A 23,518-nucleotide genomic window follows, 5' to 3' on the forward strand; every position below is an offset into this window, starting at 1 on the left:
CTTTCTGACTTTGTTCCCTCTTTATCCCCCGAGTATAATTCGCTGATGTGGACGTTTTTTCATAAGTTGGGTTCGCCGCCGTGGTTATACGCTATCGCCGGTACCATCCTTCGCTGGCTTTTGCCGATAGCACTCCTGGCCCTGGGTGTCGGGGTGGTCTGGGGACTGCTGTATACGGCACCTGATTTCCGTCAGGGCAACAGCTATCGCATCATTTATATCCACGTGCCTGCGGCCGTCGTGGCGCTCGCCGGCTATTACGTGATGGCCATTGCCGGTGCGATCAGCCTGATCTGGAAGATGAAAATGGCCGACGTTGCGATGCTGGCGGCGGCACCGGTGGGTGCAGCCCTGACCTTTGTGGCCCTGGTGACCGGGGCCATCTGGGGTAAGCCTACCTGGGGAGCCTGGTGGGTGTGGGACGCGAGGATTACCTCCATGCTCATTCTGCTGTTTCTCTATCTGGGTGTCATGGCGCTTTACGAGGCCTACGACAACAAGGCGGCTGCGGCTCGGGCCTGCGCGATTCTGTCCCTGGTGGGCACCGTCAATATACCCATCATCTACAAGTCCGTGGATTGGTGGTACAGCCTGCACCAGCCGGCCTCCATCAAGTTTACGGGCGAAAGCACCATTGATCCCAGCATGCTGTATCCGCTGCTGCTGTGCATAGTATCGTTTTATCTGCTGTTCACCTGTGCACTCCTTGCCAACATGCGCGTGGAAATTCTGCGCCGGGAACGTCGAACGGGCTGGGTGCAACGTTTGGTCGGGAGCGCTGTCTGATGTATTTCGAGAGTGTGTCTGCGGCGCTGACGATGGACGGGCACGGCCCCTTTGTCTGGGCGGCCTATGGTCTGACCCTGGCAGTGATTGCCGTGCTCGTGGTGTCGCCGCTGATTCGCCGCCGTCGACTGCTTCGGGAGCTTCGGGGCGAATACCGGCGTCAGCAGCAGAACCCGACCCAAGAATCCAAGTCCCGTCCAGCCGTGGAGTTATCCTGAACTAATGCATCCCGTCCGTAAGCAACGCCTTTGGGTGGTTTTGAGTATCGTGCTTTTTTCGTCGGCAGCCGTTGGCCTTGCCGCCTATGCCCTGCGGGGAAACATCAATCTGTTTTACCCCCCTGTGGAGGTCGCTGCGGGTAAAGCGCCCGTTGATACCCCGATCCGCGTCGGCGGCATGGTGGTGGAAGGGAGTGTCCAACGCTCCGACAGTACCCTGGAGACGCGCTTCGCCGTGACGGACTATCAGGCTACGGTCACTGTGGTTTATGAGGGCATTCTTCCTGACCTGTTTGCCGAAGGTGAGGGTGTGGTGGCCTCGGGACGTCTTAACGCTGACGGCGTTCTGAACGCCGAAGAGGTGCTGGCAAAGCACGATGAGAATTACATGCCACCGGAAGTCGCGGAGGCCCTGAAAAACAGCGCCACGGCCGGAGTCAGCCAATGATTCCCGAGTTGGGACACTTTGCGCTGGTCCTCGCGCTATTGATGTCCGTAGCCCTGACCGTGGTGCCGCTGTGGGGTAGCTGGCGGGGCAACTATGCCGCCATGCGCCTGGCGCCTACACTCGCCAGCGCCGTGACGGTGTTCTGCCTCATCAGCTTTGCCTGCCTTGCCATCGCTTTTTTACAGGATGACTTTTCCGTCAAGGTCGTCGCATCCAACAGCAACAGCCTGCTGCCACCTATTTATAAGTTTTCCGCTGTGTGGGGTAACCATGAGGGCTCTCTGCTCCTCTGGGTGCTGATTCTGTCGTTCTGGCTGGCAGCGGTGGCGACTTTCAGCCGCGGTCTGCCGACGGTGATGCTCGCCCGCGTGCTGGCTGTGATGGGCTTTATCGGTGTGGGCTTTACTTCCTTTTCACTGTTTACGTCGAATCCCTTTGAGCGTCTTTTGCCCGGCGTTCCCGCCGATGGTAATGACCTCAATCCGCTACTTCAGGATCCCGGCCTGATTATTCATCCGCCGCTCCTCTACATGGGCTATGTGGGTTTCAGCGTGGCCTTTGCCTTTGCTGTGGCGGCACTCATGGGTGGGCGCCTCGACGCTGCCTGGGCCCGCTGGTCGCGGCCGTGGACGAACGTTGCCTGGGCATTTCTCAGTCTGGGCATCATGCTTGGCAGCTGGTGGGCCTACTACGAGTTGGGCTGGGGCGGTTGGTGGTTCTGGGACCCGGTAGAAAATGCGTCCTTCATGCCATGGCTCGCGGGCACTGCGTTGATTCACTCCCTGGCGGCGACGGAAAAGCGGGGTCTTTTTAAGAGCTGGACCGTGTTGCTGGCGATCTTTGCGTTTTCCCTGAGCCTTCTGGGGACCTTCCTGGTGCGCTCCGGCGTGCTCACCTCGGTCCATGCCTTCGCTGCAGACCCCGAGCGGGGTCTCTTCATTCTGGTGTTCCTGGGAATCGTGGTGGGCGGCTCCCTGACGCTGTACGCCATGCGCGCGCCCTCGGTCCGCAGCCGCATAGGCTTTGGCACCGTGTCTCGGGAGTCCCTGCTGCTCGTCAATAACGTCGTGTTTCTGGTAGCAACGTTAACGGTACTCTTTGGCACTTTGTTCCCGCTGTTGATGGACGCCCTGGGGCAGGGTAAGTATTCCGTAGGCGCTCCCTATTTCAATGCCGTGTTCGTACCGCTCATGGCCTGCCTTGTGCCGTTTATGGGCATCGGCCCCATCTCCAAGTGGCGTGATGACAGCGTGTATCGCTGGCGCAGCCGTATGCTGCTACCCGCCGCGGTGGTGTTGGGCGTCGGCCTCGGTCTCCCCCTCATCAGTGATCAGGGATACAACCTTTGGGTGGCCCTTGCCCTGGTGATGGCCGGCTGGTTACTCGCAGGTCTGGTGCAGGATTTTCGCGAGCGCTCGCGAAACAGTCCGAGTCTTCTTCGCGGGTTTCGCCGCCAGTCACCCAGCTACTGGGGCATGGTGATGGCGCACTGTGGTTTCGCCATGGCTATTATCGGTGTGGTTGCCACATCCCAGTACAACATAGAGCGGGACCTGAGGATGGCGCCGGGTGACACGGAGACGCTGGCGGGTTACCGCTTTGAGTTTAAAGAAACCGTGCGCCTGCGCGGGGCAAACTATCTGGCCGACGGTGCGCGTTTTGAGGTGTATCGTGGCGAGCGACGGGTGACGACGCTGCTGGCAGAGAAGCGCCGGTATCTCGCTTCGGGGTCCGTAATGACCGAAGCGGCCATCGATGGTGGTCTGTTTCGGGACCTGTATGTTGCCATGGGTGAGCCCGTAGGAGACGGTGGTGCCTGGGCTATCCGACTGCACTATAAACCCATGGTTCGCTGGATGTGGATCGGGGCGATATTCATGGGCGCGGGTGGGCTGCTCACCGTGACCGATCGTCGCTACCGCCGGCAGGTGACCCGGTCGGCGCTGTCTCCGGGGGTTGCGAATGTCGCCAAGGCTTAAACTGTTTGTACCCCTGGGGCTGTTTGTTCTCCTCGCGGTGCTGTTGTTTCGGGGCCTGTCCCTGGACCCTCAGGCCCTGCCGTCGGCGCTGATTGACAAGCCCCTTCCGGCGTTCGCTCTCCCGGCCTTGAGCGATGAGCAGACTCTGAGTGACAAGGACTTGTTAGGCGAGCCGCTGCTTCTCAACGTCTGGGCAACCTGGTGCATTTCCTGCCGCGTAGAGCATCCTTACCTCCAGCGCCTGGCGGACGACGGTGTGCTTATCTACGGCGTGAACTATAAAGACGACTCCGCTGCGGCAAGGGACTGGCTGAGCCAGCTGGGGGATCCCTATCGCGCCAGCATTGTGGATGCCCGGGGAACCCTCGGTCTGGATCTCGGCGTCTACGGTGCACCGGAAACCTACTTTGTTGATGCGGACGGCGTCATTCGCTATCGCCACGTCGGTGTTATCGATGAGCGCGTATGGAACGGCCGCCTGAAAGCGATCTACGACGAGCTCACCACAGATACCGGTACCTGATGTTTTCCAGAGATTTTTCCATGCGGTTCGCGGCTGTCGCGGTACTAATGGCTGTGTTTTGCACAACACCGGCCTTTGCGGTGATAGAAACCTACGAGTTTTCCAGTCCCCGGCTGGAGGCACGCTACCGCGCTTTGAGTCAGGAGCTTCGCTGTCCCAAATGCCAGAACCAGAATATCGCAGACTCCAATGCGCCGATTTCCCAGGATCTGCGCGCCTTGGTTTACGCGCAACTGGAGGCCGGTGCCAGCGATGAAGAGATTCTCAAGGACATGGTGGCTCGCTACGGTGAATTCGTACGCTACAGTCCCGCTGCCAGCGGTGCCGCCCTATGGCTGTGGCTGGCGCCTGCCCTCATGCTCGGGGCGGGTTTTCTTCTCTTGCTGTTGCTCCTACGCCGCGGTCGCAATCCGGTGACTGACGACGGGGACGCCCTCACAGCCGAGGAGCGCCAGCGCCTGGCCCGGATGATGAGCGACGCAGGCGCCGATGACGCAGGCGCCGATAAGGATGCAGGGCAATGACCGGCTTTTACCTCGGCGCGGGGATTCTCTGCATTGTTGCCGCAGCCTTTTTGCTGTCCCGAAGAAACTCGACCCCGAGAGCGGCCGATGCCAGTGATCCTAATCTCGGCTGGTATGCGCAGCGGGAAGCGGAGCTCCAGGGAGAGGATCATAGGCTCCTCGACGACGCCCGGCTGCGATTACTGGAGGACGCCGCAACGACGGAGGGTTATCCGCCGGCCCCCGGAAGAGGGGATCGTCGTTTGGGGCTTGTCCTGCTTCTGGCGGTGGTTTTGGCTGCGGGGCTGATCTACCAGCAGACGGGTTCCCTGGAAGACGTTCTTATCTATGAAGCCCTTAGCGAGCTGACGCCCGAAGACAGTGATGCAACCAGGGAAGCGCTCCTGTCGCGCATCGCCGCGCGTAGCCGGGCCCGGGAAGACAATCTTCAATACCTTGGGCTTTTGGGTCAGCTGTACATGGCCGGCGAAGACTATGCCCCCGCACGGGAGGCCTTTGGTCTCCTCGCTGAGAAGGCCCCCGAGGACCCCCAGGCCCTCGCCATGGCCGCGCAGGCGCGGTTTTTGGCGGCAGATCGACAGTTAGATACGCAAGCCCAACTCCTCGCGGAGCGGGCCCTCGCTGTGGATCCCGAGCAGCGCACGGCCCTGGGGCTCCTGGGTATGGCCTCCTTTGAGGAGGGCGCTTACGGCGCGGCTATTAATTACTGGAGCCGCCTCCAGGCCCAGGAGGCCGCAGCCTCTCCCGGCTATGAAATGCTCGCCCAGGCCATTGCCGTTGCCCGGGAGCGGGGTGGAATAGCGCCCGAAGAACCTGGAGCTTCTCAGGGCGCAGAAGACAATGGGCCGGGTATCTCCGTGGCGTTGGACCTGCCGGGGGAGCAGCCTCTTGACCCCCAGGCCATTGTGTTCGTGTTCGCAAGACCGGCGGGCGCCCAGGGCGGTATGCCTATCGCGGTGCGCCGTTTTCAGGCCGGGCAGTTGCCGACGCGGTTGCGCCTGAGTGACGGGGACTCCATGGCGGGGCAGTTACTCAGTGAGGCCGGTGAGGTCGTGGTGTCCGCGCAGATTTCAGTCAATGGCCAGCCCGGCGCTGCCAACGCGGCATTCACCGGTGTGGGGCAGCCCGTCACCGCAGGGGGTGATGAGGTGGCGGTAGAGATCCAGTGGGAGGCTGCGGGACAGGGCTGATCGGGCCTTTCATTCATCGGGCATAGTGTTATTCCCCTAAAGCGGATACACTATATCTAGTGGCCAAAATCTGAATATCATTCAAAAATAATAAAAAAACGTCATGCAAAACATGCATTTACGAAGGATACTTAAAGCTAGATGCGTTTAAAGTCGATAAAGCTGGCAGGCTTCAAGTCCTTTGTGGATCCCACTGCTGTGCACTTTCCCAGCAATATGAGCGCCGTCGTAGGCCCCAATGGCTGCGGTAAATCCAACATCATTGACGCCGTACGCTGGGTTATGGGAGAGAGCTCCGCCAAAAACCTCCGCGGCGAGTCCATGGCGGATGTCATCTTCAACGGCTCGGGCAACCGGCAGCCCGTAGGGCAGGCTTCCATTGAACTGGTGTTCGATAACAGCGACGGTGGCGTGGGTGGCGAATACGCGAGCTACGCGGAGATAGGCATCCGCCGCCAGGTGACGCGTGACGGGCAGTCGGAATATTTTCTCAACGGCACCAAGTGCCGCCGGCGGGATATCACGGATATTTTTCTGGGCACGGGCCTCGGGCCGCGCAGCTACGCCATCATCGAGCAGGGCATGATCTCCCGCCTCATCGAATCCAAGCCGGAAGAGCTTCGCGTTTTTATCGAAGAAGCGGCGGGGATCTCCAAATATAAAGAGCGCCGACGGGAAACCGAGTCGCGTATGCGCCGTACCCTCGAAAACCTTGAGCGTCTGACAGATCTGCGGGACGAGTTAGAGCGCCAGCTTCAGCATCTCCAGCGCCAGTCCCAGGCGGCAGAAAAATACAAAAACCTCCGGGCCGAGGAGCGTGCCCTGAAGCAGCGGCTCATGGCCGCCCAGCTGCGGGATTTGCAGGCGCAGCACAAAGCGGCGGCTCACGAAGTGGGTGAACACCAGGTTCGCCTGGAGGCGGAGTATGCCAACCAGCAGCGGGTCGATACGGCGCTGGAGCAGCATCGGCTTACGCACAGCGAACGCAATGACGCCCTGGTAGAGGTCCAGGGTCGCTTTTATGCAATCGGCGCAGAAGTGAGTCGTATAGAGCAAGAGATACGTTACCAGGGTGAAAAGGCCGAGCAGATCAATGACGATCTGCGCAGCACGGAACTCGGTTTGCAGCAGGCCAAAGAACACCTGGAAGAGGATGGCGACCGACTGGCGGGCTGGGAGGAGGAGCTGGCAACGCTGGGTCCCGCCCTGGAAACCCAGCGCAGCACCGCTGCCGCCGCCGCAGCAGCACTGGCTGAAGCCGAGGCCAATATGCAGTCCTGGCAAAGCGACTGGGATGAGTTCAACCAGAAGGCAGCCGTGCCCCGTCAGGAGGCGGAGGTGCAGCAGTCCCGTTTACAGCATCTTGAACATTCCCTGGCGCGGCTTCAGAAGCGTCTGGGGCAGCTGGATCAGGAGCGTGAATCCCATAACGATGATGCCGCGGTGGAAACTCTGGAGAGTTTGCGCAGTGATCTTGAGGTCGCCAACGAGGCCATCGAAGAGCTGACGACCAGGCTTCAGGATTTGGAGAGCGATGTCACGGGACTTCGCAACCAGCGTCGCGAGCGTCAGGAAGAGCTCAATACCCTGCGTTCAAAGCTGCAGATTCAACGCGGACGAGAAGCTTCCCTCGAGGCCCTGCAACAGGCCGCAAAGGAGCGCGCCGAGGGCGGCAAAGTGGGGGACTGGCTCCAGGAGCGGGGTCTCTCGGATAATCCCCGATTGCTGGATGACCTGCAGGTGGACGAGCGCTGGCAGCGCGCGGTGGAGGTCGTGCTGGGCAGTGCCCTCCAGGGTGTGTGTGTCGACAGCATTCCCTCCCTCGATGGCGCCCTGGGCGCCCTGGGCAGTGGCGATCTGACGCTTTTCGAGGCATTTCCCGAAACTGCCGCTCCGGCGAATTCTCTGGCCACCAAGCTCCAGGGTGACAGCAGGGCGCGTTCTCTGCTGGCTGCGGTGCGTTGCGCCAAGACCAGCGAGGAAGCGCTGGCCGGACGTCAGTCTCTGGCTCCGGGCGAATCCCTCATCACGCCTGATGGGCGCTGGTACGGTCGCAACTGGGTGCGCACGCTTCAGGGCGGAGAAAGTGAATCAGGCCTCATCGCGAGGCAGCAGGAGTTGGATGCTCTCCGGGAGGAGATAGAACAGCTCGCGGAGGCAGAGTCCCGAGCCAAGGCATCCCTGAGTGAGAGCGATGAGCATCTCGCGTCGGCGGAACAGCAACTCAAGGCCACGCGTGCAGAAGTTGACGCCGGTGCGGCAAAGCGCTCTGATGTGCTGTCCCGCGTGCGGGCAGAAGAAGCCAAACAGGAGCAGGTGCTCGCCCGACGGGAGCGGCTGGAGCACGAGGCAACGGAGCTTCGCACACAGTTCGAGCAGGAACAGGGAGCGATGGTTGAGGCGCGGAACAAGCTGTCATCCGCCATTGAGGCAATGGATGGGAACACCGCCGACCGGGAGGCCCGTCTGACGGCCCGGGAAGGTCTTCGCAGCGCTCTGGAGCAGGTCCGCAGGGATGCGCAACAGAGTCGTGATGCCTCCCATCAGGCGGCACTGCGCCATCAGTCTCTGGTCACACAAAGCGAGACCATCCGTAGTGCCCTGGTAAGAAGTAAAGAGCAGGTCGAGCGCTTGAGTGAGCGTCTCGAGGCGCTGAGTAGCGCCCGCCTCGAAAATGACGAGCCCCTGGATGATCTGAAAAAGACTCTGGAAGAGCAGTTGGCCCTGCGCCTGGAGTCCGAAACGCGACTGACCACTGCCCGTCAGGCGCTTGCGGACATAGAACATACGCTGCGGGAAGCGGAGCAGGAGCGCATGCAGATAGAGCAGCGCGCAGCGGGGCTTCGGGAGAAGTTGGAATCGCGGCGTTTTGCCGTGCAGGGCCTTGAGCACCAGCAAAACACCATGCTCGGCCAGCTCGAGGAGCTGGGAGGCAACTTTGAGGAGCTCCTGGAGGCTCTGCCGGACGAGGTGGACATGGCCGCCTGGCAAGGGGAGCTGGAGCGCTACGCCAACCGCATTGCCCGGCTGGGGCCGATCAACCTCGCGGCCGTGGATGAGTATCAGCAACAATCTGAGCGCAAGCGTTATCTTGACGCGCAGAATGAAGACCTGGAGTCGGCCCTGGATACCCTCGAGGCAGCGATCCGCAAGATTGACAAGGAAACACGCAATCGCTTCAAAGATACCTTTGACCAGGTCAACAGTGGGTTGCAGGAGCTGTTCCCCCGGGTGTTTGGGGGCGGTGCCGCAAGTCTTGAGATGACCGGTGACGATCTTCTGGATACCGGCGTGTCTATTCTGGCGCAGCCGCCGGGCAAGAAAAACAGCACCATCCACCTGCTGTCGGGTGGTGAAAAGGCCCTCACGGCTATTGCTCTGGTGTTTTCCATTTTTCAGCTGAATCCTGCACCGTTCTGCATGCTCGATGAGGTGGATGCGCCCCTGGATGATGCCAACGTGGGTCGCTACGCGCGCATGGTCAAGGAGATGTCTGACAAGGTGCAGTTCATCTTTATTACCCACAACAAGATCACCATGGAAATGGCAGATCAGTTGATGGGGGTCACCATGCACGAGCCCGGCGTCTCGCGGCTGGTGACGGTGGATGTGGAAGAGGCCGCTGAGTTGGCGGCAAGCTAGGATGCAGGAACGGGGGAAGCACGCTAGCGTGGTTCATGGAATGTATCTGGGGAGGAGTGAACAAAACCGTGCCTGAAGTAACCCTGCGCGACGGAATGGTGCTCGTTGGAAGTCTCCTGATTCTCGCTGTCATGATTGATGCCTGGCGAAGAATGCGAAGCCAGCAGCGGGAGCGTGTGCGGATGAAACTCGCGCCGGAGCCCGCGGATGCACCTCCCGTGGACGACCTTGCCATTTTTCGCGAGCTGCCAAATGGCGGCGCGCGCATCGTGAGCCGCGAAGACCTCCTGGGCAGCGACGGCCTCGGCCCTTCCAGCGACAACCCTCGTCGTAATGAAGACGAGAGTGAAGAGAGTGGAAAGGGTGAAGCGAGTGGGGGTGAGAGCGAAGACGCTGTTGTTACCCCAAAAAGCACAGCGCAAAGGACCGTGCCGGCTGCGCAGAACAAAGAGCCCGTCGGCGGCAGGAAACCCGCAAATGCGGATGAGGCAGGATCGGCCTCCGCAGCCTCCGGGCGCGGCGATAATGCCGAGGTATCCCTGGACGGCATGCGCGCCGATAATGACGAACCCAGCAATCTGGACTGGCTAAACGATATTCCCGAGGAAGAGGAGACGCCCAGCGTTGCGGGAGCCGACGGGGCAGGCGGCGACATAGAGACGGAGGTGATTATCCTCCACGTGATGTCGCGGGACACGGATGGTTTTTCCGGCAAGGACATTCTCGAGATCCTGTTGGCCTGCGATCTGCGCTTTGGCGATATGAATTTCTTTCATCGTCATGAGCAGCAGGCGGGGCGCGGCCCTATCCAGTTCAGCGTCGCCAATATGCTCCAGCCCGGCGTGTTCGACATCGACAACATGGATGCCATGCAGACCCGGGGTCTGGTATTTTTCATTACGCTCCCCGGGCCGGAGGATATGATCCAGGCCTTCGATTACATGCTCGAGACCGCCCGGGTAGTGGCGCGTAACCTTGGGGGCGAGCTCCTCGATGAATCCCGCAGCGTTCTCACCCAGCAGGCCGTCGAGCATTCCCGGCAGCAGATCCGCGAACTCGAACGTCGGCTACTTGCCCAACGGGGCTAGGGATCACCATGCCCGGGGATGACATCAGGAACCGCGTCCACAGCCTGCGGGAGCAGCTGGAACGCTGGAATCACGAGTACTACATCCTCGATTCGCCGACGGTTCCGGACCAGGAATACGACGGGGCCCTACGGGAGCTGCAGACCCTGGAAGAGGCGCATCCGGAGCTGCGGGACGCTTCCTCGCCGACGCAGCGAGTGGGCGCTGCCCCCCTGAGTGCGTTTTCCAGCGTCGAGCACCCCATGCCCATGTTGTCTCTCGACAATGCCTTCAGTGATGAAGAGTTGGCGGCGTTTCTCAAACGGGTGGTTGATCGCCTGGACGTAGACAGCGTTCCGGAGTTGGTTGCTGAGCCTAAGCTCGATGGCATTGCGGTCAGTCTTATTTATCGCGAGGGACTTCTGGAGCGAGCCGCGACCCGCGGCGACGGCACCTATGGGGAGGACATCACGCTCAACGTGCGCACCATCCGCTCCGTGCCCCTGAAGCTTCGGGGAGCGAGCTGCCCCGCGCTTGTGGAGATCCGCGGTGAGATCTTTATGCCTCGCGCAGGCTTCGAGGCGTTTAATGAGCATGCCCGGCGCCATGGCGAAAAACCCTTTGTGAATCCGCGGAACGCGGCGGCGGGGTCCCTGCGCCAGCTGGATTCAAAAATCACCGCGAGGCGGCCCCTGGAGTTTTGCGCCTATGCATCGGGCCAGCATCCCGAAGAGGGCTGGCCGGGATCGCACTGGGATGTATTGCAGCTGTTTGCGAGCTGGGGGGTTCCCATCAGTCGCTATGCCGAACGTCTGTCGGGTCTGGATGACTGTATCGACTATTTCCATCGCCTGGGGGACGAGCGGGATGCCCTGAGCTTTGACATTGATGGCATCGTGTACAAGGTGAATGACTTTGCGGCGCAGCGTGAGCTGGGCTTTGTCGCCCGGGCTCCCCGTTGGTCCATTGCGCGAAAATTTCCCGCTCAGGAGGCGGTGACGAAAGTGACCGGTGTTGAGTTTCAGGTGGGCCGGACCGGCGCGATCACACCGGTAGCAAGACTGGAGCCGGTATTTGTCGGGGGCGTTACCGTCAGCAACGCCACGCTGCATAACATGGATGAAATTGCGCGCCTGAACCTTCACCACGGTGACAGCGTGGTTGTGCGGCGTGCCGGTGACGTGATTCCCCAGGTGGTGTCGGTGATCGCGGAGCGGCGAGAGGAGTCTTCTGCGCCCATTGATGCACCTCCCAGCTGTCCCGTATGCCAGTCGCCTGTGGAACGCGTGGCAGGCGAAGCTACCCTGCGCTGTACCGGTGGACTGGTTTGCGCGGCGCAGTTGAAGGCGGCCGTGCGTCATTTCGCCAGTCGACGGGCTATGGATATCGACGGCCTGGGTGAAAAGATCGTTGAGCAACTCGTGGACCGGGGATTGGTGCGGGATGTAGCGGACCTCTTCAAACTTGAGCAGGGAGCTTTATTGTCCCTGGAGCGCATGGGTGAGAAGTCCGCGGCCAAACTGTTAGCGGCGATTGATGCCAGTCGACAGACCACGCTCCCGCGTTTCATTTTTGCTCTGGGTGTCCGCGAGGTGGGAGAAGCCACGGCCCTTGCCCTGGCCAATCACTTTGGCACGCTCGAAGCCCTCAGCGGCGCGGATCTCGACGATTTGCTGGAGGTGCCCGACGTCGGTCCTGTGGTCGCCGAGCATGTGCACGGGTTTTTTCGCGCGGATGCCAATCTGGGCGTGTTGCGGCGACTCCTCGAGGCGGGGATTGCCTGGCCTGCCGTTGCCGTGGCCCCGGAGGTCGGCGGCGCTCTCGACGGCCAGGTGTGGGTGGTCAGTGGCAAGCTTGAGAGCCAGTCCCGTGATGAGGCCGAGGCAGCGTTGCGGGCTCTGGGTGCTCGCACTGCCAAATCCGTGTCGGGGAAGACGACGGTGCTTCTCGCCGGACCGGGAGCCGGTAGCAAGCTGAGCAAAGCAGAATCCCTCGGGGTTGAGGTGATCAGCGAAGCGGAGTTTCTGACCCGCCTGGAGGCGGCGGCTCCATGACAGCGTCCGCCGGGGCATCGTCGTATCTCATCATGACCCTGGTGCTGCTTTTCCTCGTCAGTGCCTGCGCGACCTCTCCACCGGCGGATGTTGACAATATCTGCAACATTTTTGATGACAAGCGGGGCTGGTACGATGATGCGCGGGACGCAGAAAAGGCCTGGGGTAGTACCATCGCCGTGATGATGGCCATCATCCATCAGGAGTCGCGGTTTGTTGCCAACGCCAAGCCGCCTCGGAAGAAGATCCTCGGCTTTATACCCGGCCCCCGTCCCTCGGACTCTTACGGCTACAGTCAGGCCCTGGCGTCTACCTGGGAGGGCTATAAGCGCTCCGCCGGTCGTTACGGTGCAGACCGAGATGATTTTGGCGATGCCATTGATTTTGTCGGCTGGTACAACAATCAGTCGTTTCGCCGAAACGGCATCCAGAAAAACGACGCTTACCGGCTGTACCTTGCTTACCACGAGGGTCACGGGGGTTATGAGCGCGGCACCTATCGCTCCAAGGACTGGCTCCTTGGTGTCGCCCGCAAAGTGTCAGACCGATCTATACGCTACGAGCGGCAGCTCGGGGCTTGTCGGGAGCGTCTGGAGGAGGATAGAGGGTGGTTTCCCTGGTTTTGATTGTGACGTTTTTGTGTCCAAAAAGACCGTGTCTGTCATCTTTGTGTCATCTGCGGGTTGCAAGATTCACCGCTTCAGCAGGCCTGCGGGAGAACAGGGATGAGTGAGCGAACGGTACTGGTGGTGGATGATGAGTTTGCGATTCGCGACATGTTGCGCATGGCGCTGGAAATCGTCGATTACCGCTGCCTTGAGGCGGATAACATTCAGGATGCTCACGCCATTGTTGTCGATCAACGGCCGGATATTGTGCTCCTGGACTGGATGCTGCCGGGAGGCAGCGGTATTGAACTGCTGCGGCGGCTCAAGCGCGACGATACGACGCAGGAGATACCCGTGATCATGCTGACGGCAAAAACCGCCGAGGACAATGTGATTCAGGGCCTTGAAGTCGGCGCGGATGACTACATCACCAAGCCCTTCGCGCCCCGGGAACTCATCGCCCGCATCAAGGCGCTCCTGCGACGCTCCGGGGTGGGTGAGAGCGCTGATCGTATGCAGGTCTCCGAACTGGTACTCGATGGCAAAAGCCGGCGGGTGTACCTCGCTGATGAACCCCTGGATATGGGGCCCACGGAATTCAATCTACTGCAGTTTTTTATGTCCCACCCCGAGCGCGCCTACAGTCGCAATCAGATGCTCGATCAGGTGTGGGGTGCAAACGTTTATGTCGAGGAGCGCACCGTGGACGTGCATATCCGCCGCTTGCGCAAGGCCCTGCAGGTAGAGGGCAAGGACTATAGCGGTCTGATTCAGACCGTGCGGGGCACGGGCTATCGCTTCTCTTCCCGGGGAGTACCCGCCGGTTGAGTCTCGCGGGCAGCTGGCGTGCTGAATTACGGAAGCTGCTGCTGGTTCTGGCCGCCTCGGGCGTCCTTGGCTGGGTTACGGGCTACACCCTCGAGATGCTGTGCATCGGGCTCAGCGTGCTCTCCGGTATCTGGCTCTGGCAACTCTGGCTCATGCGTCGGTGGCTTCAGGACCCTGATCAGCCGCCACCGGAGAGTGGAGGCATCTGGGGTCTCGTCTATGACACCATCTACGGTCTGCAACGGGAAAACCGTGAGGCCCGTGGTCGCCTCCAGTCCACCGTTGACTACCTGAGAAGTTCCTTCGCGTCCATGCGCGATGGCGTGCTGATCCTCACTCAGAGTGGCGCCATCGAGTGGTCTAACGACGCCGCGGAAGGTCTTCTGGGGCTTCAGTACCCCCGGGATCGCGGCCAGCCGGTCTTGAACCTCCTCCGCTGGCCGGCGTTTCACGATTACTTTTTAAATGGCGATTTCCAGCAGCCCCTGCAAATCCCTAACGACCGCAATAGTCGGCAGATATTGCAGGTTGAGATCACGACCTTTGCCGGCGGAGACTTTCTGCTGTTTTTCCGCGACGTGACCCGGGTCGTGCAGATGGAGCAGATGCGTCGGGACTTCGTAGGCAATGTGTCCCATGAGCTGAGAACGCCCCTGACGGTGTTCAAGGGATATCTGGACACCTTGGTCTCCAGCGAGTTGTTCGAGGATCCGCGCTTTCAGAAAGCTGCAGCGCAAATGGATATGCAGGTTCAGCGAATGGAGAACCTCCTGACGGACCTGCTGTGGCTCAGTCGCATCGAAACCGTGAGCGAGGATCGTGAGACGGAAGACGTCAACATGGTTGCCATGCTTGAAGAGCTTCGCGAGGAGCTACGCTCCAGCCACCCCGATCGTCTCGTAGTTTTGGAAGTGGAGACCCAGGACACGGTGAAGGGCAACTATCGCGAGCTCCGCAGTGCTGTGTCCAACCTGGTCATCAATGCACTCAAGTACAGCGAAGATGACAAGCCTGTGCGTGTCAGCTGGGTTCACGGCAATGGCGCGCTGGTGTTGAATGTTGTGGATGCCGGCGTTGGTATCGAGGAGGAGCACATCGCGAGAATCACCGAGCGTTTTTACCGCGTCGACGAAAGTCGCAATGCGCGCACCGGTGGTACGGGGCTGGGTCTGGCCATTGTAAAGCACGTTGCGGCAAGCCATCGAGCGGAGCTGATCATTGAGAGTGAACCCGGACGTGGGAGCCGCTTCGCGTTACACTTTCCGTTGTGAAATACCGCTTTCGTCTCTCCTTTGCCCTGGCGCTGTACGCCTGTTTTGGGGCCCCACTACAAGCTGCTGAGCCCCTCTCCGGCAAGGTGGTCAGTACGGGTTCCGACACCATGGGGTCTCTTACTTCTATTTGGGCAGAGATGTTGACGGCGCGGCACTCCGGTGTGTCGGCGCAGGTCCGTGCCATTGGGTCCGGGGCAGCGCCCACGGCGCTGGTTCAGGGCACGGCGAATATCGGTCCCATGAGCCGGCCCATGTCTCCCGAGGAGCTCAGCGCATTTACGCGAAAATATGGATATCCACCCACGGCGGTGCCTGTCGCCCAGGACGCCTTGGCGGTTTTCGTGCATAGAGACAACCCCCTGGATAGCATCACCACAGCGCAACTGGATGCGGTGTTTTCCGCGACGCGGCGCTGCGGATATCCTCAGGCCATTCGCTCCTGGGGTGAATTGGGCCTGGGAGCGCCATGGAATCAGCGCGTGATCAGTGCCTATGGTAGAAGCGCCGCATCGGGTACCTACAGTGTTTTTCGTCGCCAGGTGCTGTGTACCGGAGATTTTGCGACGCAGCTGAATCGCCTGGTGGGTTCTTCAGCCGTCGTACGTGCCGTAGCCACGGATGCCTATGGCATCGGCTACGCGAGTGCGGGCTTTCTCAATGCGAGTGTTAAACGACTGCGCGTTCTCGACAGCGGCGGGGTGGATGAGGCGGTGCTCGCCCGACGTCTGTTTGTTTACATCAATCGCCCACCGGACGCGCCCGTGGACGCGCTGACCGCGGCTTTTCTGGAAATTGTTTTCAGCACCGAAGGACAGCGTGAAGTGGCCCGCCTGGGCTATGGGGCGCTGCCCCTTGCGGAGCGCGGGGAGCTGCGTGTCCGCCTGGGTTTGTCCCGTGACTGAGACCCCATTCAGAATTGCCGCTCGGCGGCGCGCCCGGGATCGTATGGCCACGGTGGCTATCGCTGCCGCCGGTGGCGCTGTGATCATCATGATTCTCCTGATTCTGGCTTATCTCTTGTACGTGGCCATGCCCCTTGCGAGTGTCACCAGGATCGAGGCTGTGTCCACGGAAACGCTGCCTGCCAAGCGCTCATCCTTGGTTTTTGCCGGCGAACGGCGCTTTCTTTTGCCAGAAGGTGCAAGGGGCGCCTCTGGCGAGGTGCGCCGCGCCGGGCAACACGCGGTTCGTTTACGGGCCGACACCCTGGAAGTTTTTGCGATTCCACCGGCGGGTCTGGGTGGCGATAATAATCGGCCCGAGACTCTTGAGGTGCAGGCAACGATAGGTGTTAGCGGCGCGCTGCCTGCCAGTCTGGCAGTTGACGCCAGGGGCGAGCGTCTGCTCTACGCATTTTTTGACCAACAGGGAGTGCTCCACGCGGGAGAGCTCGACAGGCCCGCCCCATCGTCCGGCGTGGCAAAGCGCCATAGGTTGATGGCGCTAGAGTTCTCCTCGGGAGTCGTTCAGGTGGACGCCGGGTCTGGTCTGGTGGTGGTCGTCAAGGACCGATCCTATCTTCGCTGGACTCCCGGCGCCCCTTCGAAGAGTCTCGTGCAAGGGCAACTTCCCCGGGTTCAAAGTGTTGCAAAACATCTCGCCTGGGGGCCCAATCATGAAACCCTTTTACTGGTCGATGAGGATAACCGGGTGTATCGCTTTGATACGGCGCGCGCGGATTTTCCTTTATTGGGCGAACCCTGGGTAGCGCCCATCAATGTGCGTGGTCTGGTGAGTGAAGACCGGCGCCGCGTGGTCTACTTCTTCGGCGAAGAGGGCGAGCTTCTGGTGCAGGTGCCCAGTAGCAAGGAGGAACTGCTCCGGGAGATTGTCCCCGCGCTCAAGGGTCCGGGAGACCTTGGCCTGGATGTCGATGACAACGTTCTTTACCGGCTGACGGACACGGAGCGGGTGCGCGTAAGGCTTAGAAACCCGTCGCCAGAAACGGGATGGCGAAGTCTCTGGCTTGCTCAATGGTTTGGTGGCTACGATGCGCCGGGACAGTACTGGCATCCCGACGGTGCCGCGATCGGAGTCCTGTCAAAGCTCAGCCTTTCGCCTTTGCTCTACGGCACTTTCAAGGCAGCGATCTACGGCATGCTCCTGGCTATTCCCCTGTCCCTGGGCGCAGCGGTATACACCGGCTATTTTTTACCGCCCCGAATTCGCAACCGTGTTAAGCCGAGCATAGAGATGCTTGAGGCTTTCCCTACGGTAGTCCTGGGTTTTGTCGCCGGTCTGTGGCTGGCTCCGCTGCTGGTGGATTATCTGCTCCCCATACTGTTACTGCCCGTACTGCTTCTGGCTTTGCCTCTTCTTCTGTCTCTCATCCACCTGCTGCTACAGCTGCTGTCGCCACGTTTTCAGAGACGTCCGCCACGTGTGGCGCTGGTGGCTGCTGTTTACCTTCTCGCAACCTTACTGCTCATGACAAACGGTGAGTTCCTTGAGGGCTGGCTATTGGAGACCTCGATGCGCGACTGGCTTTGGCGCGAGTGGGGTATTGCCTACGAACAGCGAAACGCGCTCTTGGTGGGTATGGCCATGGGTATCGCGATAACCCCCGTGATGTTCTCCATTATCGAGGACTCTATATTTGCCGTACCCCGGAGTTTGTCCGACGGCAGTCTGGCCCTGGGGGCTACGCGATGGCAGTCCCTCGCGAGGGTGGTGCTTCCCGCAGCGTCGCCGGCTATTCTGTCAGCGCTGCTGATCGGTATTGCCCGGGGTCTTGGAGAGACCATGATTGTTCTCCTGGCAACAGGAAACACCCCGCTCATGGAACCGGGGGCATTTACCGGGCTGCGAAGCCTGAGTGCGAGCATCGTGGTAGAGCTTCCGGAGGCGGGGACGGAGAGTGTGCAGTTCCGGCTGCTGTTTCTCGCTGCGTTGGTACTTTTTGGTCTGACCTTTGTCCTCAACACCGTCGCAGAGCTGTTTAGACAGCGTCTGCGTTATGCCTATGCAAACCGCTGAACCGTCCGTGACCGTGTCGAGGTTGCAAAGCGGTGTCCGTCGCGCCGAGCCTATGGTCTGGTTGAGTGCCGGTGCCGTGGTCCTTGCCCTGATGGTGTTGCTGGGTTTGTTGACCTTGCTGGCATCCCGGGGCTTTCCACACTTCTGGCCCCAGCCCCTGATACAGCTGCAAAGCGCCGAGGGTAACCCGCAGATCCAACTGGGCGTGATTCTTGATCGTGAGCTGGATACGAAGGAAACCCTCCATCGCGTGCTGCTACACCGTGGTGCCGAGGATTACTACGATTCGCCGTTGTTGTGGATAGACGAGGGGCGCGTAACGGATCGCAAGGTGCCCGAGAGTGCCGTGGTGATCGAGCGGAAAAACCAGGGACCTGTTTTTGGCTTTTTACAGGCCCTGGAGACAAAGAAACACTCGCAGGCCCTCACGGGTCTGTCGCCACTGGCTCAGATAGCCAGGGTGGAAACGGCCCTGAGCGAAGGCCTCCCCGGGGCGGGTGGCCTGCTGCAGCTGCGCCTCGCATCCGGGCGGGTCATTGAGGTATCCCTTGAGGATTTGAGAACGGTCTATGCGCCAAATGCCATGACCGCGCGGGATAAGATCGCCCATTTCTTCGCGGCGATGGGGCGTTTTCTCGGTGATTCACCCCGTCAGGGCAATAGTCAGGGCGGCGTGTTTCCGGCCATTCTGGGCACCGTGATCCTTGTCATACTCATGGCCTTGATTGTGTCCCCGGTGGGCGTTCTGGCTGCAATTTATCTCCAGGAGTATGCCTATCGCGGGCCTGTGACCCGACTCGTGCGTATTGCGGTTAACAATCTCGCGGGCGTCCCTTCCGTCGTGTACGGTGTGTTCGGACTGGGGTTTTTTGTCTACGCCATCGGCGGGTCCCTGGACGCCCTGCTGTTCGAAGACAGGCTTCCCACTCCCACCCTGGGTAGTCCCGGGCTTCTCTGGTCAGCGCTTACCATGGCCTTGTTGACTCTTCCCGTAGTGATCGTCTCTACGGAGGAAGGCCTGGCGCGAGTGCCCACCAGTTTACGGGAGGGCAGCCTTGCCCTTGGGGCGACACGTGCCGAGACCCTGTGGAATGTTGTTCTTCCGGCGGCATCGCCTGCGATACTCACGGGATTGATTTTGGCGATAGCCCGGGCGACGGGGGAGGTCGCTCCCCTGTTATTGGTGGGTGTGGCGAAGTACGCTCCGGGATTGCCCGTGAGCGGGGAGTTTCCCTATCTCCATTTGGATCGACAGTTTATGCACCTGGGTTTTTCCGTCTACGACCTGGGTTTTCAGAGCACCCACATCGAAACCGTGGAGGGGCTGGTTTTTGCAACGGCCCTGCTCCTGGTGCTCATTGCCTTACTCCTGAATATTGCCGCTGTCCTGTTGCGCAGCCGCTTACGCAACGCCTTTAAACCCCAAGAAGCCGTCTGAATGAAAAGTCACAGTATCGATGTGAAGGCTCTTAAGAGAGCGCCAGCACCCTCCCGGGATGACGATGTGTGCCTGCGAGTAGAGGATTTAAGTCTTCATTACCTGCGCAGCCAGAACGTGGCCCTGCATAACGTCAGTCTTGAGATTCCCCGCAAGTGCGTGACGGCTTTTATCGGGCCTTCGGGCTGTGGTAAGTCGAGCTTACTTCGCTGCTTCAACCGCATGAACGACCTCATCGAAGGAAGTATTATCAGTGGTCACGTCTGGCTCGATGGGGAGGACGTGTATGCCAAGGGCGTGGATGTTGCGACCCTGCGCCGCCGGGTGGGGATGGTGTTTCAATCCCCGAATCCTTTTCCCAAGAGCATCTATGAAAACGTGGCCTTTGGGTTGCGGATTCAGGGGCTTAACAAAAAGCGCGTTCTGGACGAGCTTATTGAAAAGGCCTTACGCGCAGCGGCGCTCTGGGATGAGGTCAAAGATCGCCTCGAGGCGAACGCCCTGGTGCTGTCGGGAGGACAGCAGCAGCGCCTCGTGATTGCCCGGGCCATTGCCGTCGAGCCGGAAGTGCTGCTTCTTGATGAGCCGGCGTCCGCCCTTGATCCTATTTCGACGCTGCGAATTGAAGAGCTGATTTATGAACTCAAGACGCGCTATACCATTGTGATTGTGACCCATAATATGCAGCAGGCGGCTCGGGTGTCGGATATGACGGCCTTCATGAACCTTGGACGATTGGTGGAGTTCGGAGAAACAGATACACTCTTTACGAATCCTCGTGAATCACAAACCGAGGACTACATAACCGGGCGCTACGGGTAACGGCGTTTTTCGCGTTACCTTTTTTTGTATTCAGTTTTTTTCTTACGGATTTCCCGGGGATTCCCGGGTGACTTCCGCGAGATTCTCGCGAGACACCAGGCGTTCCGGAACTTTCCGGTATCGCGGGCCCCTAATTTAAAAGAAGCGAAGCTCAAGGAGCAGGCGTGCAAGGCGATCAGCACAGGCAGCATATTTCCGGACAGTTCAATGCGGAACTGGATGCCATGAAAAACCATCTGCTGGAGATGGGAGGGCTCGTGGAGCAGCAGCTCGGCCGTGCCATGTCATCGCTGTTGGCTCGCGATAGCGGAGAAGCGCAGGAAGTGGTGCGCGCCGACCAGCAGATCAATGAAATGGAGCTTCAGATCGATGAGGAGTGCTCGCGGATTCTGGCTCGGCGCCAACCCGCGGCAAGCGACCTGCGCCTGGTGCTCGCGGTAGCAAAGTCGACGACGGATCTGGAGCGTATTGGCGACGAAGCAACGCGGATCGCGAGGCAGGCGACCAAACTCTCGGAATTGCCGCCTTCTTCGGGTACCACACCGGAGTTTCGCCTGATCAGTGGTCACGTAGGAAACATGCTGCGCCAGGCACTGGACAGTTTTGCCCGTCTGGATGTGGCCCGGGCCATTGAGGTGGTTCTTGACGCGGACGCAGTGAATGCTGAACACGATGCCGCCATGGACAGTTTGCTACGTCTCATGAAGAACGACGCTGGCAGCATCGACGGGGTCGTTCATGAAATGTGGGCCCTGAGGGGGCTGGAACGTGTCGGTGCCCACGCGACGAATATTGCTGAGCAGGTAATCTATCTCGTGCGGGGCAGGGATGTGAGACATATGAAGCCTGGCGAATTGCAAAGCCTTCTCAAGGTCGATAAGCGATGAGCCGTCGATTCTGGAGTGACCTCACTACGAGGCTGGAACCCTACACCCCGGGGGAACAACCCCAGGGCGACAATCTGCTGAAACTCAACACCAATGAGAGTCCCTATCCGCCTTCGGAGCGTGTGCTGGAGGCGCTGGGGGCGCTCACCGGTGACGAGCTCCTGCGCTACCCCGACCCCGAGGCTACGGCATTGAGACAGGCAGCGGCGGATTTTCACGGTATTGCCGTGAACTGCGTGTTTGCCGGAAACGGGTCCGATGAAGTGCTGTCCCACGTTTTTCAGGGCCTCCTGAAACACAGCCGGGAGCTTCTCTTTCCTGACATCAGTTACAGCTTTTATCCCGTGTGGTGTCAGCTCCATGGCGTGCCCTATCGCAAGGTCCCCTTGAGGGAGGACTTCAGTATTCACGCTGAGGATTACGACAGTGCAGCAGCGGCGGTGATCGTTCCCAATCCCAATGCACCCACGGGGCTACTCGCACCGCTGACGGTGATTCGTCAGTTTCTTGAATCGGCCCCCGATCGTCTCCTGGTGGTGGATGAGGCCTATATCGACTTCGGGGGTGAGTCGGCGGTTCCCTTACTTTCGGAGTACGACAACTTATTGGTGGTGCAAACGCTGTCAAAGTCCCGGGCCCTTGCCGGTCTTCGTATCGGCATGGCCTTCGGGTCTCCGGCGCTCATAGAGGGCCTTGAGCGAATAAAGGACAGCTTTAACTCCTACCCCCTTGGCGTCGCGGCGCAGCGTGCAGGGACGGAAGCGTATCGCGACAGCGATTGGTTTCGGCAATCCTGCAATGCTGTTATGGCCAACCGGCAGTCTTTGACCGATGCGCTGGTGGCCCTGGGTTTTGAGGTTTTGCCCTCCGCGGCAAACTTTGTGTTTGTAAAGCACAGCGCCGTATCGGGCCGCTTCATATTCGACGCGCTCCGGGAAGAGGGTGTGATAATACGGCGCTGGGACAAACCGCGTATCGAGGATTATCTGAGGATAACTATCGGCACCGAGGAGCAATGTCAGCGCCTTGTAGAGACGCTGGGTCAGGTGCTAACGGATCTGTAGGGTCTTGTGAGGCGAGCTTTGGCGCAGCCCTAGCAACGCTGCAGAACAACGCTGCCAATGCTGTAACCGGCACCGAAGGACGATAAGACGCCCAACTCGCCAACGTCGAAGTCGTCGTGGTGCTTGTGAAAGGCAATCACCGATCCCGCGGAGCTGGTGTTCGCATATTCATCAAGAATAACCGGTGCCTCGTCGGTTGTAGCATCCCGCCCCAGCACGCGTTTGGCGATGAGGACGTTCATGTTCAAGTTCGCCTGGTGTAACCACAGGCGTTTGAGATCGCCCGAGGCGATGTCAAGGCTGGCCAGTTGATCGTTGATCTGAGCCGCTACGGCGGGACAGACTTCTTTGAAGACCTTGCGTCCTTCCTGAACAAACAGCTTGTCGGCTTTCCCGACTCCCGTTTCGTCACCACGGTTGAGAAAGCCGAAGTTGTTGCGGATATTGTTCGAAAACATGGTCTGAAGCCGGCTATCCAGCACCCGGAAGTTGCTTTCTGAGGGGCCCGGTTGATCACTGAGTATCATCGCCGTGCACACATCACCGAATATGAAGTGGGAATCCCGGTCCCGGAAATTCAGGTGGCCCGTGCAGATTTCCGGGTTGACCACCAGCACATGGCGGGCGCTGCCACTTCTAATGGCATCCCGGGCCTGCTGAAGGCCAAAGGTTGCTGAGGAGCAGGCCACGTTCATATCGAAGGCAAAGCCACCGCTGCCCAGCGCAGACTGGATTTCCACTGCCATCGCCGGATAGGCTCGCTGCATGTTGGATGCCGCGCAAATCACCGCATCCAGATCTTCAGGTTCAAGGCCCGCCGTTTTCAGCGCCTCCCGCGCTGCGATGAGCGCCATCTCGCACATGACCGAGGGCTCGTCATTGGGGCGCTCGCTGATATTCGGCGTCATGCGGTGGGGATCGAGAATACCCTCCTTATTGACGACGAAACGCGAGCGAATACCCGAGGCTTTCTCGATGAACTCTGCCGAGGAGTGGGCGAGGGCAGGCATATCCCCGGCGGCAATCGCGTCTGCGTGCTCGGCGTTATGCAGGTCCACAAACTGATTGAAGCTCTCCACCAACTCCTCGTTGCTGATGGAGTTGGGGGGTGTATACAGACCGGTGCCGGTCAGGTAGACCTCTTTAGCCCCTGAAGATACCGACGTTCCGGTCATAGCTACCTCTACTTC

Annotated in this window: 20 protein-coding genes; 19 read left to right on the forward strand and 1 reads right to left on the reverse strand. The window is 60.0% G+C overall.

The window, feature by feature from the left end; translation table 11 throughout:
* Positions 1 to 45 precede the first annotated feature (45 nt).
* From KT71_RS08900 to hisC, 19 genes are all read left to right on the forward strand, one after another.
* A complete protein-coding gene (locus KT71_RS08900; protein WP_008295749.1) occupies positions 46 to 786 on the forward strand; it encodes a heme ABC transporter permease in 741 nt (246 codons plus the stop codon).
* Complete coding sequence (gene ccmD / locus KT71_RS08905; RefSeq protein WP_008295748.1) at positions 786 to 1,004, forward strand: heme exporter protein CcmD; 219 nt, start codon at positions 786 to 788, stop codon at positions 1,002 to 1,004. Before KT71_RS08900 ends, ccmD begins: the two co-directional genes overlap by 1 nt.
* A 4-nt stretch (positions 1,005 to 1,008) precedes the next feature.
* Entirely contained in the window at positions 1,009 to 1,452 is a 444-nt protein-coding gene (gene ccmE / locus KT71_RS08910; protein WP_023659500.1) for a cytochrome c maturation protein CcmE, read from the forward strand.
* A complete protein-coding gene (locus KT71_RS08915) occupies positions 1,449 to 3,431 on the forward strand; it encodes a heme lyase CcmF/NrfE family subunit (RefSeq protein WP_008295746.1) in 1,983 nt (660 codons plus the stop codon). The genes ccmE and KT71_RS08915 overlap by 4 nt, the downstream gene beginning before the upstream one ends.
* A complete protein-coding gene (locus KT71_RS08920) occupies positions 3,415 to 3,954 on the forward strand; it encodes a DsbE family thiol:disulfide interchange protein (RefSeq protein ID WP_008295745.1) in 540 nt (179 codons plus the stop codon). The genes KT71_RS08915 and KT71_RS08920 overlap by 17 nt, the downstream gene beginning before the upstream one ends.
* 20 nt (positions 3,955 to 3,974) lie before the next feature.
* Complete coding sequence (locus tag KT71_RS08925) at positions 3,975 to 4,478, forward strand: cytochrome c-type biogenesis protein (protein WP_023659501.1); 504 nt, start codon at positions 3,975 to 3,977, stop codon at positions 4,476 to 4,478.
* On the forward strand, positions 4,475 to 5,668 hold the full coding sequence (locus KT71_RS08930; protein WP_008295743.1) for a tetratricopeptide repeat protein: 1,194 nt from the start codon (positions 4,475 to 4,477) through the stop codon (positions 5,666 to 5,668). The genes KT71_RS08925 and KT71_RS08930 overlap by 4 nt, the downstream gene beginning before the upstream one ends.
* 141 nt (positions 5,669 to 5,809) lie before the next feature.
* Positions 5,810 to 9,310 (forward strand): chromosome segregation protein SMC, encoded by a 3,501-nt coding sequence (gene smc, locus KT71_RS08935; RefSeq protein WP_008295742.1) that lies wholly within the window; start codon positions 5,810 to 5,812, stop codon positions 9,308 to 9,310.
* Positions 9,311 to 9,378: 68 nt separating this feature from the next.
* Positions 9,379 to 10,398 (forward strand): cell division protein ZipA, encoded by a 1,020-nt coding sequence (zipA, locus tag KT71_RS08940; protein WP_238549465.1) that lies wholly within the window; start codon positions 9,379 to 9,381, stop codon positions 10,396 to 10,398.
* Positions 10,399 to 10,406: 8 nt separating this feature from the next.
* Positions 10,407 to 12,431, forward strand: coding sequence for an NAD-dependent DNA ligase LigA (gene ligA, locus KT71_RS08945; RefSeq protein WP_008295740.1), 2,025 nt, complete (start codon positions 10,407 to 10,409; stop codon positions 12,429 to 12,431).
* Positions 12,428 to 13,057 (forward strand): transglycosylase SLT domain-containing protein, encoded by a 630-nt coding sequence (locus tag KT71_RS08950; RefSeq protein WP_008295739.1) that lies wholly within the window; start codon positions 12,428 to 12,430, stop codon positions 13,055 to 13,057. Before ligA ends, KT71_RS08950 begins: the two co-directional genes overlap by 4 nt.
* A 99-nt stretch (positions 13,058 to 13,156) precedes the next feature.
* Positions 13,157 to 13,867, forward strand: a complete 711-nt coding sequence (phoB, locus tag KT71_RS08955; protein WP_008295738.1) for a phosphate regulon transcriptional regulator PhoB — start codon at positions 13,157 to 13,159, stop codon at positions 13,865 to 13,867.
* Complete coding sequence (gene phoR / locus KT71_RS08960) at positions 13,864 to 15,138, forward strand: phosphate regulon sensor histidine kinase PhoR (protein WP_008295737.1); 1,275 nt, start codon at positions 13,864 to 13,866, stop codon at positions 15,136 to 15,138. Before phoB ends, phoR begins: the two co-directional genes overlap by 4 nt.
* Positions 15,135 to 16,043: a PstS family phosphate ABC transporter substrate-binding protein gene (locus KT71_RS08965; RefSeq protein ID WP_008295736.1), complete on the forward strand. Its 909-nt coding sequence runs from the start codon at positions 15,135 to 15,137 to the stop codon at positions 16,041 to 16,043. The genes phoR and KT71_RS08965 overlap by 4 nt, the downstream gene beginning before the upstream one ends.
* Positions 16,036 to 18,117: an ABC transporter permease subunit gene (locus KT71_RS08970; protein WP_040362272.1), complete on the forward strand. Its 2,082-nt coding sequence runs from the start codon at positions 16,036 to 16,038 to the stop codon at positions 18,115 to 18,117. The genes KT71_RS08965 and KT71_RS08970 overlap by 8 nt, the downstream gene beginning before the upstream one ends.
* Positions 18,098 to 19,555, forward strand: coding sequence for a phosphate ABC transporter permease PstA (pstA, locus tag KT71_RS08975; RefSeq protein ID WP_238549466.1), 1,458 nt, complete (start codon positions 18,098 to 18,100; stop codon positions 19,553 to 19,555). The genes KT71_RS08970 and pstA overlap by 20 nt, the downstream gene beginning before the upstream one ends.
* Positions 19,556 to 20,377 (forward strand): phosphate ABC transporter ATP-binding protein PstB, encoded by an 822-nt coding sequence (pstB, locus tag KT71_RS08980; RefSeq protein WP_008295733.1) that lies wholly within the window; start codon positions 19,556 to 19,558, stop codon positions 20,375 to 20,377.
* Between the two features lie 164 nt (positions 20,378 to 20,541).
* Entirely contained in the window at positions 20,542 to 21,264 is a 723-nt protein-coding gene (gene phoU, locus KT71_RS08985; RefSeq protein WP_008295732.1) for a phosphate signaling complex protein PhoU, read from the forward strand.
* Complete coding sequence (gene hisC / locus KT71_RS08990) at positions 21,261 to 22,328, forward strand: histidinol-phosphate transaminase (RefSeq protein WP_008295731.1); 1,068 nt, start codon at positions 21,261 to 21,263, stop codon at positions 22,326 to 22,328. Before phoU ends, hisC begins: the two co-directional genes overlap by 4 nt.
* 29 nt (positions 22,329 to 22,357) lie before the next feature.
* On the opposite strand, the gene KT71_RS08995 is transcribed toward hisC, so the two are convergent.
* A complete protein-coding gene (locus tag KT71_RS08995) occupies positions 22,358 to 23,503 on the reverse strand; it encodes a beta-ketoacyl-ACP synthase III (protein WP_008295730.1) in 1,146 nt (381 codons plus the stop codon).
* Positions 23,504 to 23,518 lie beyond the last annotated feature (15 nt).

The sequence above is a fragment of the Congregibacter litoralis KT71 genome (genome assembly GCF_000153125.2).
Lineage (GTDB): Bacteria > Pseudomonadota > Gammaproteobacteria > Pseudomonadales > Halieaceae > Congregibacter > Congregibacter litoralis.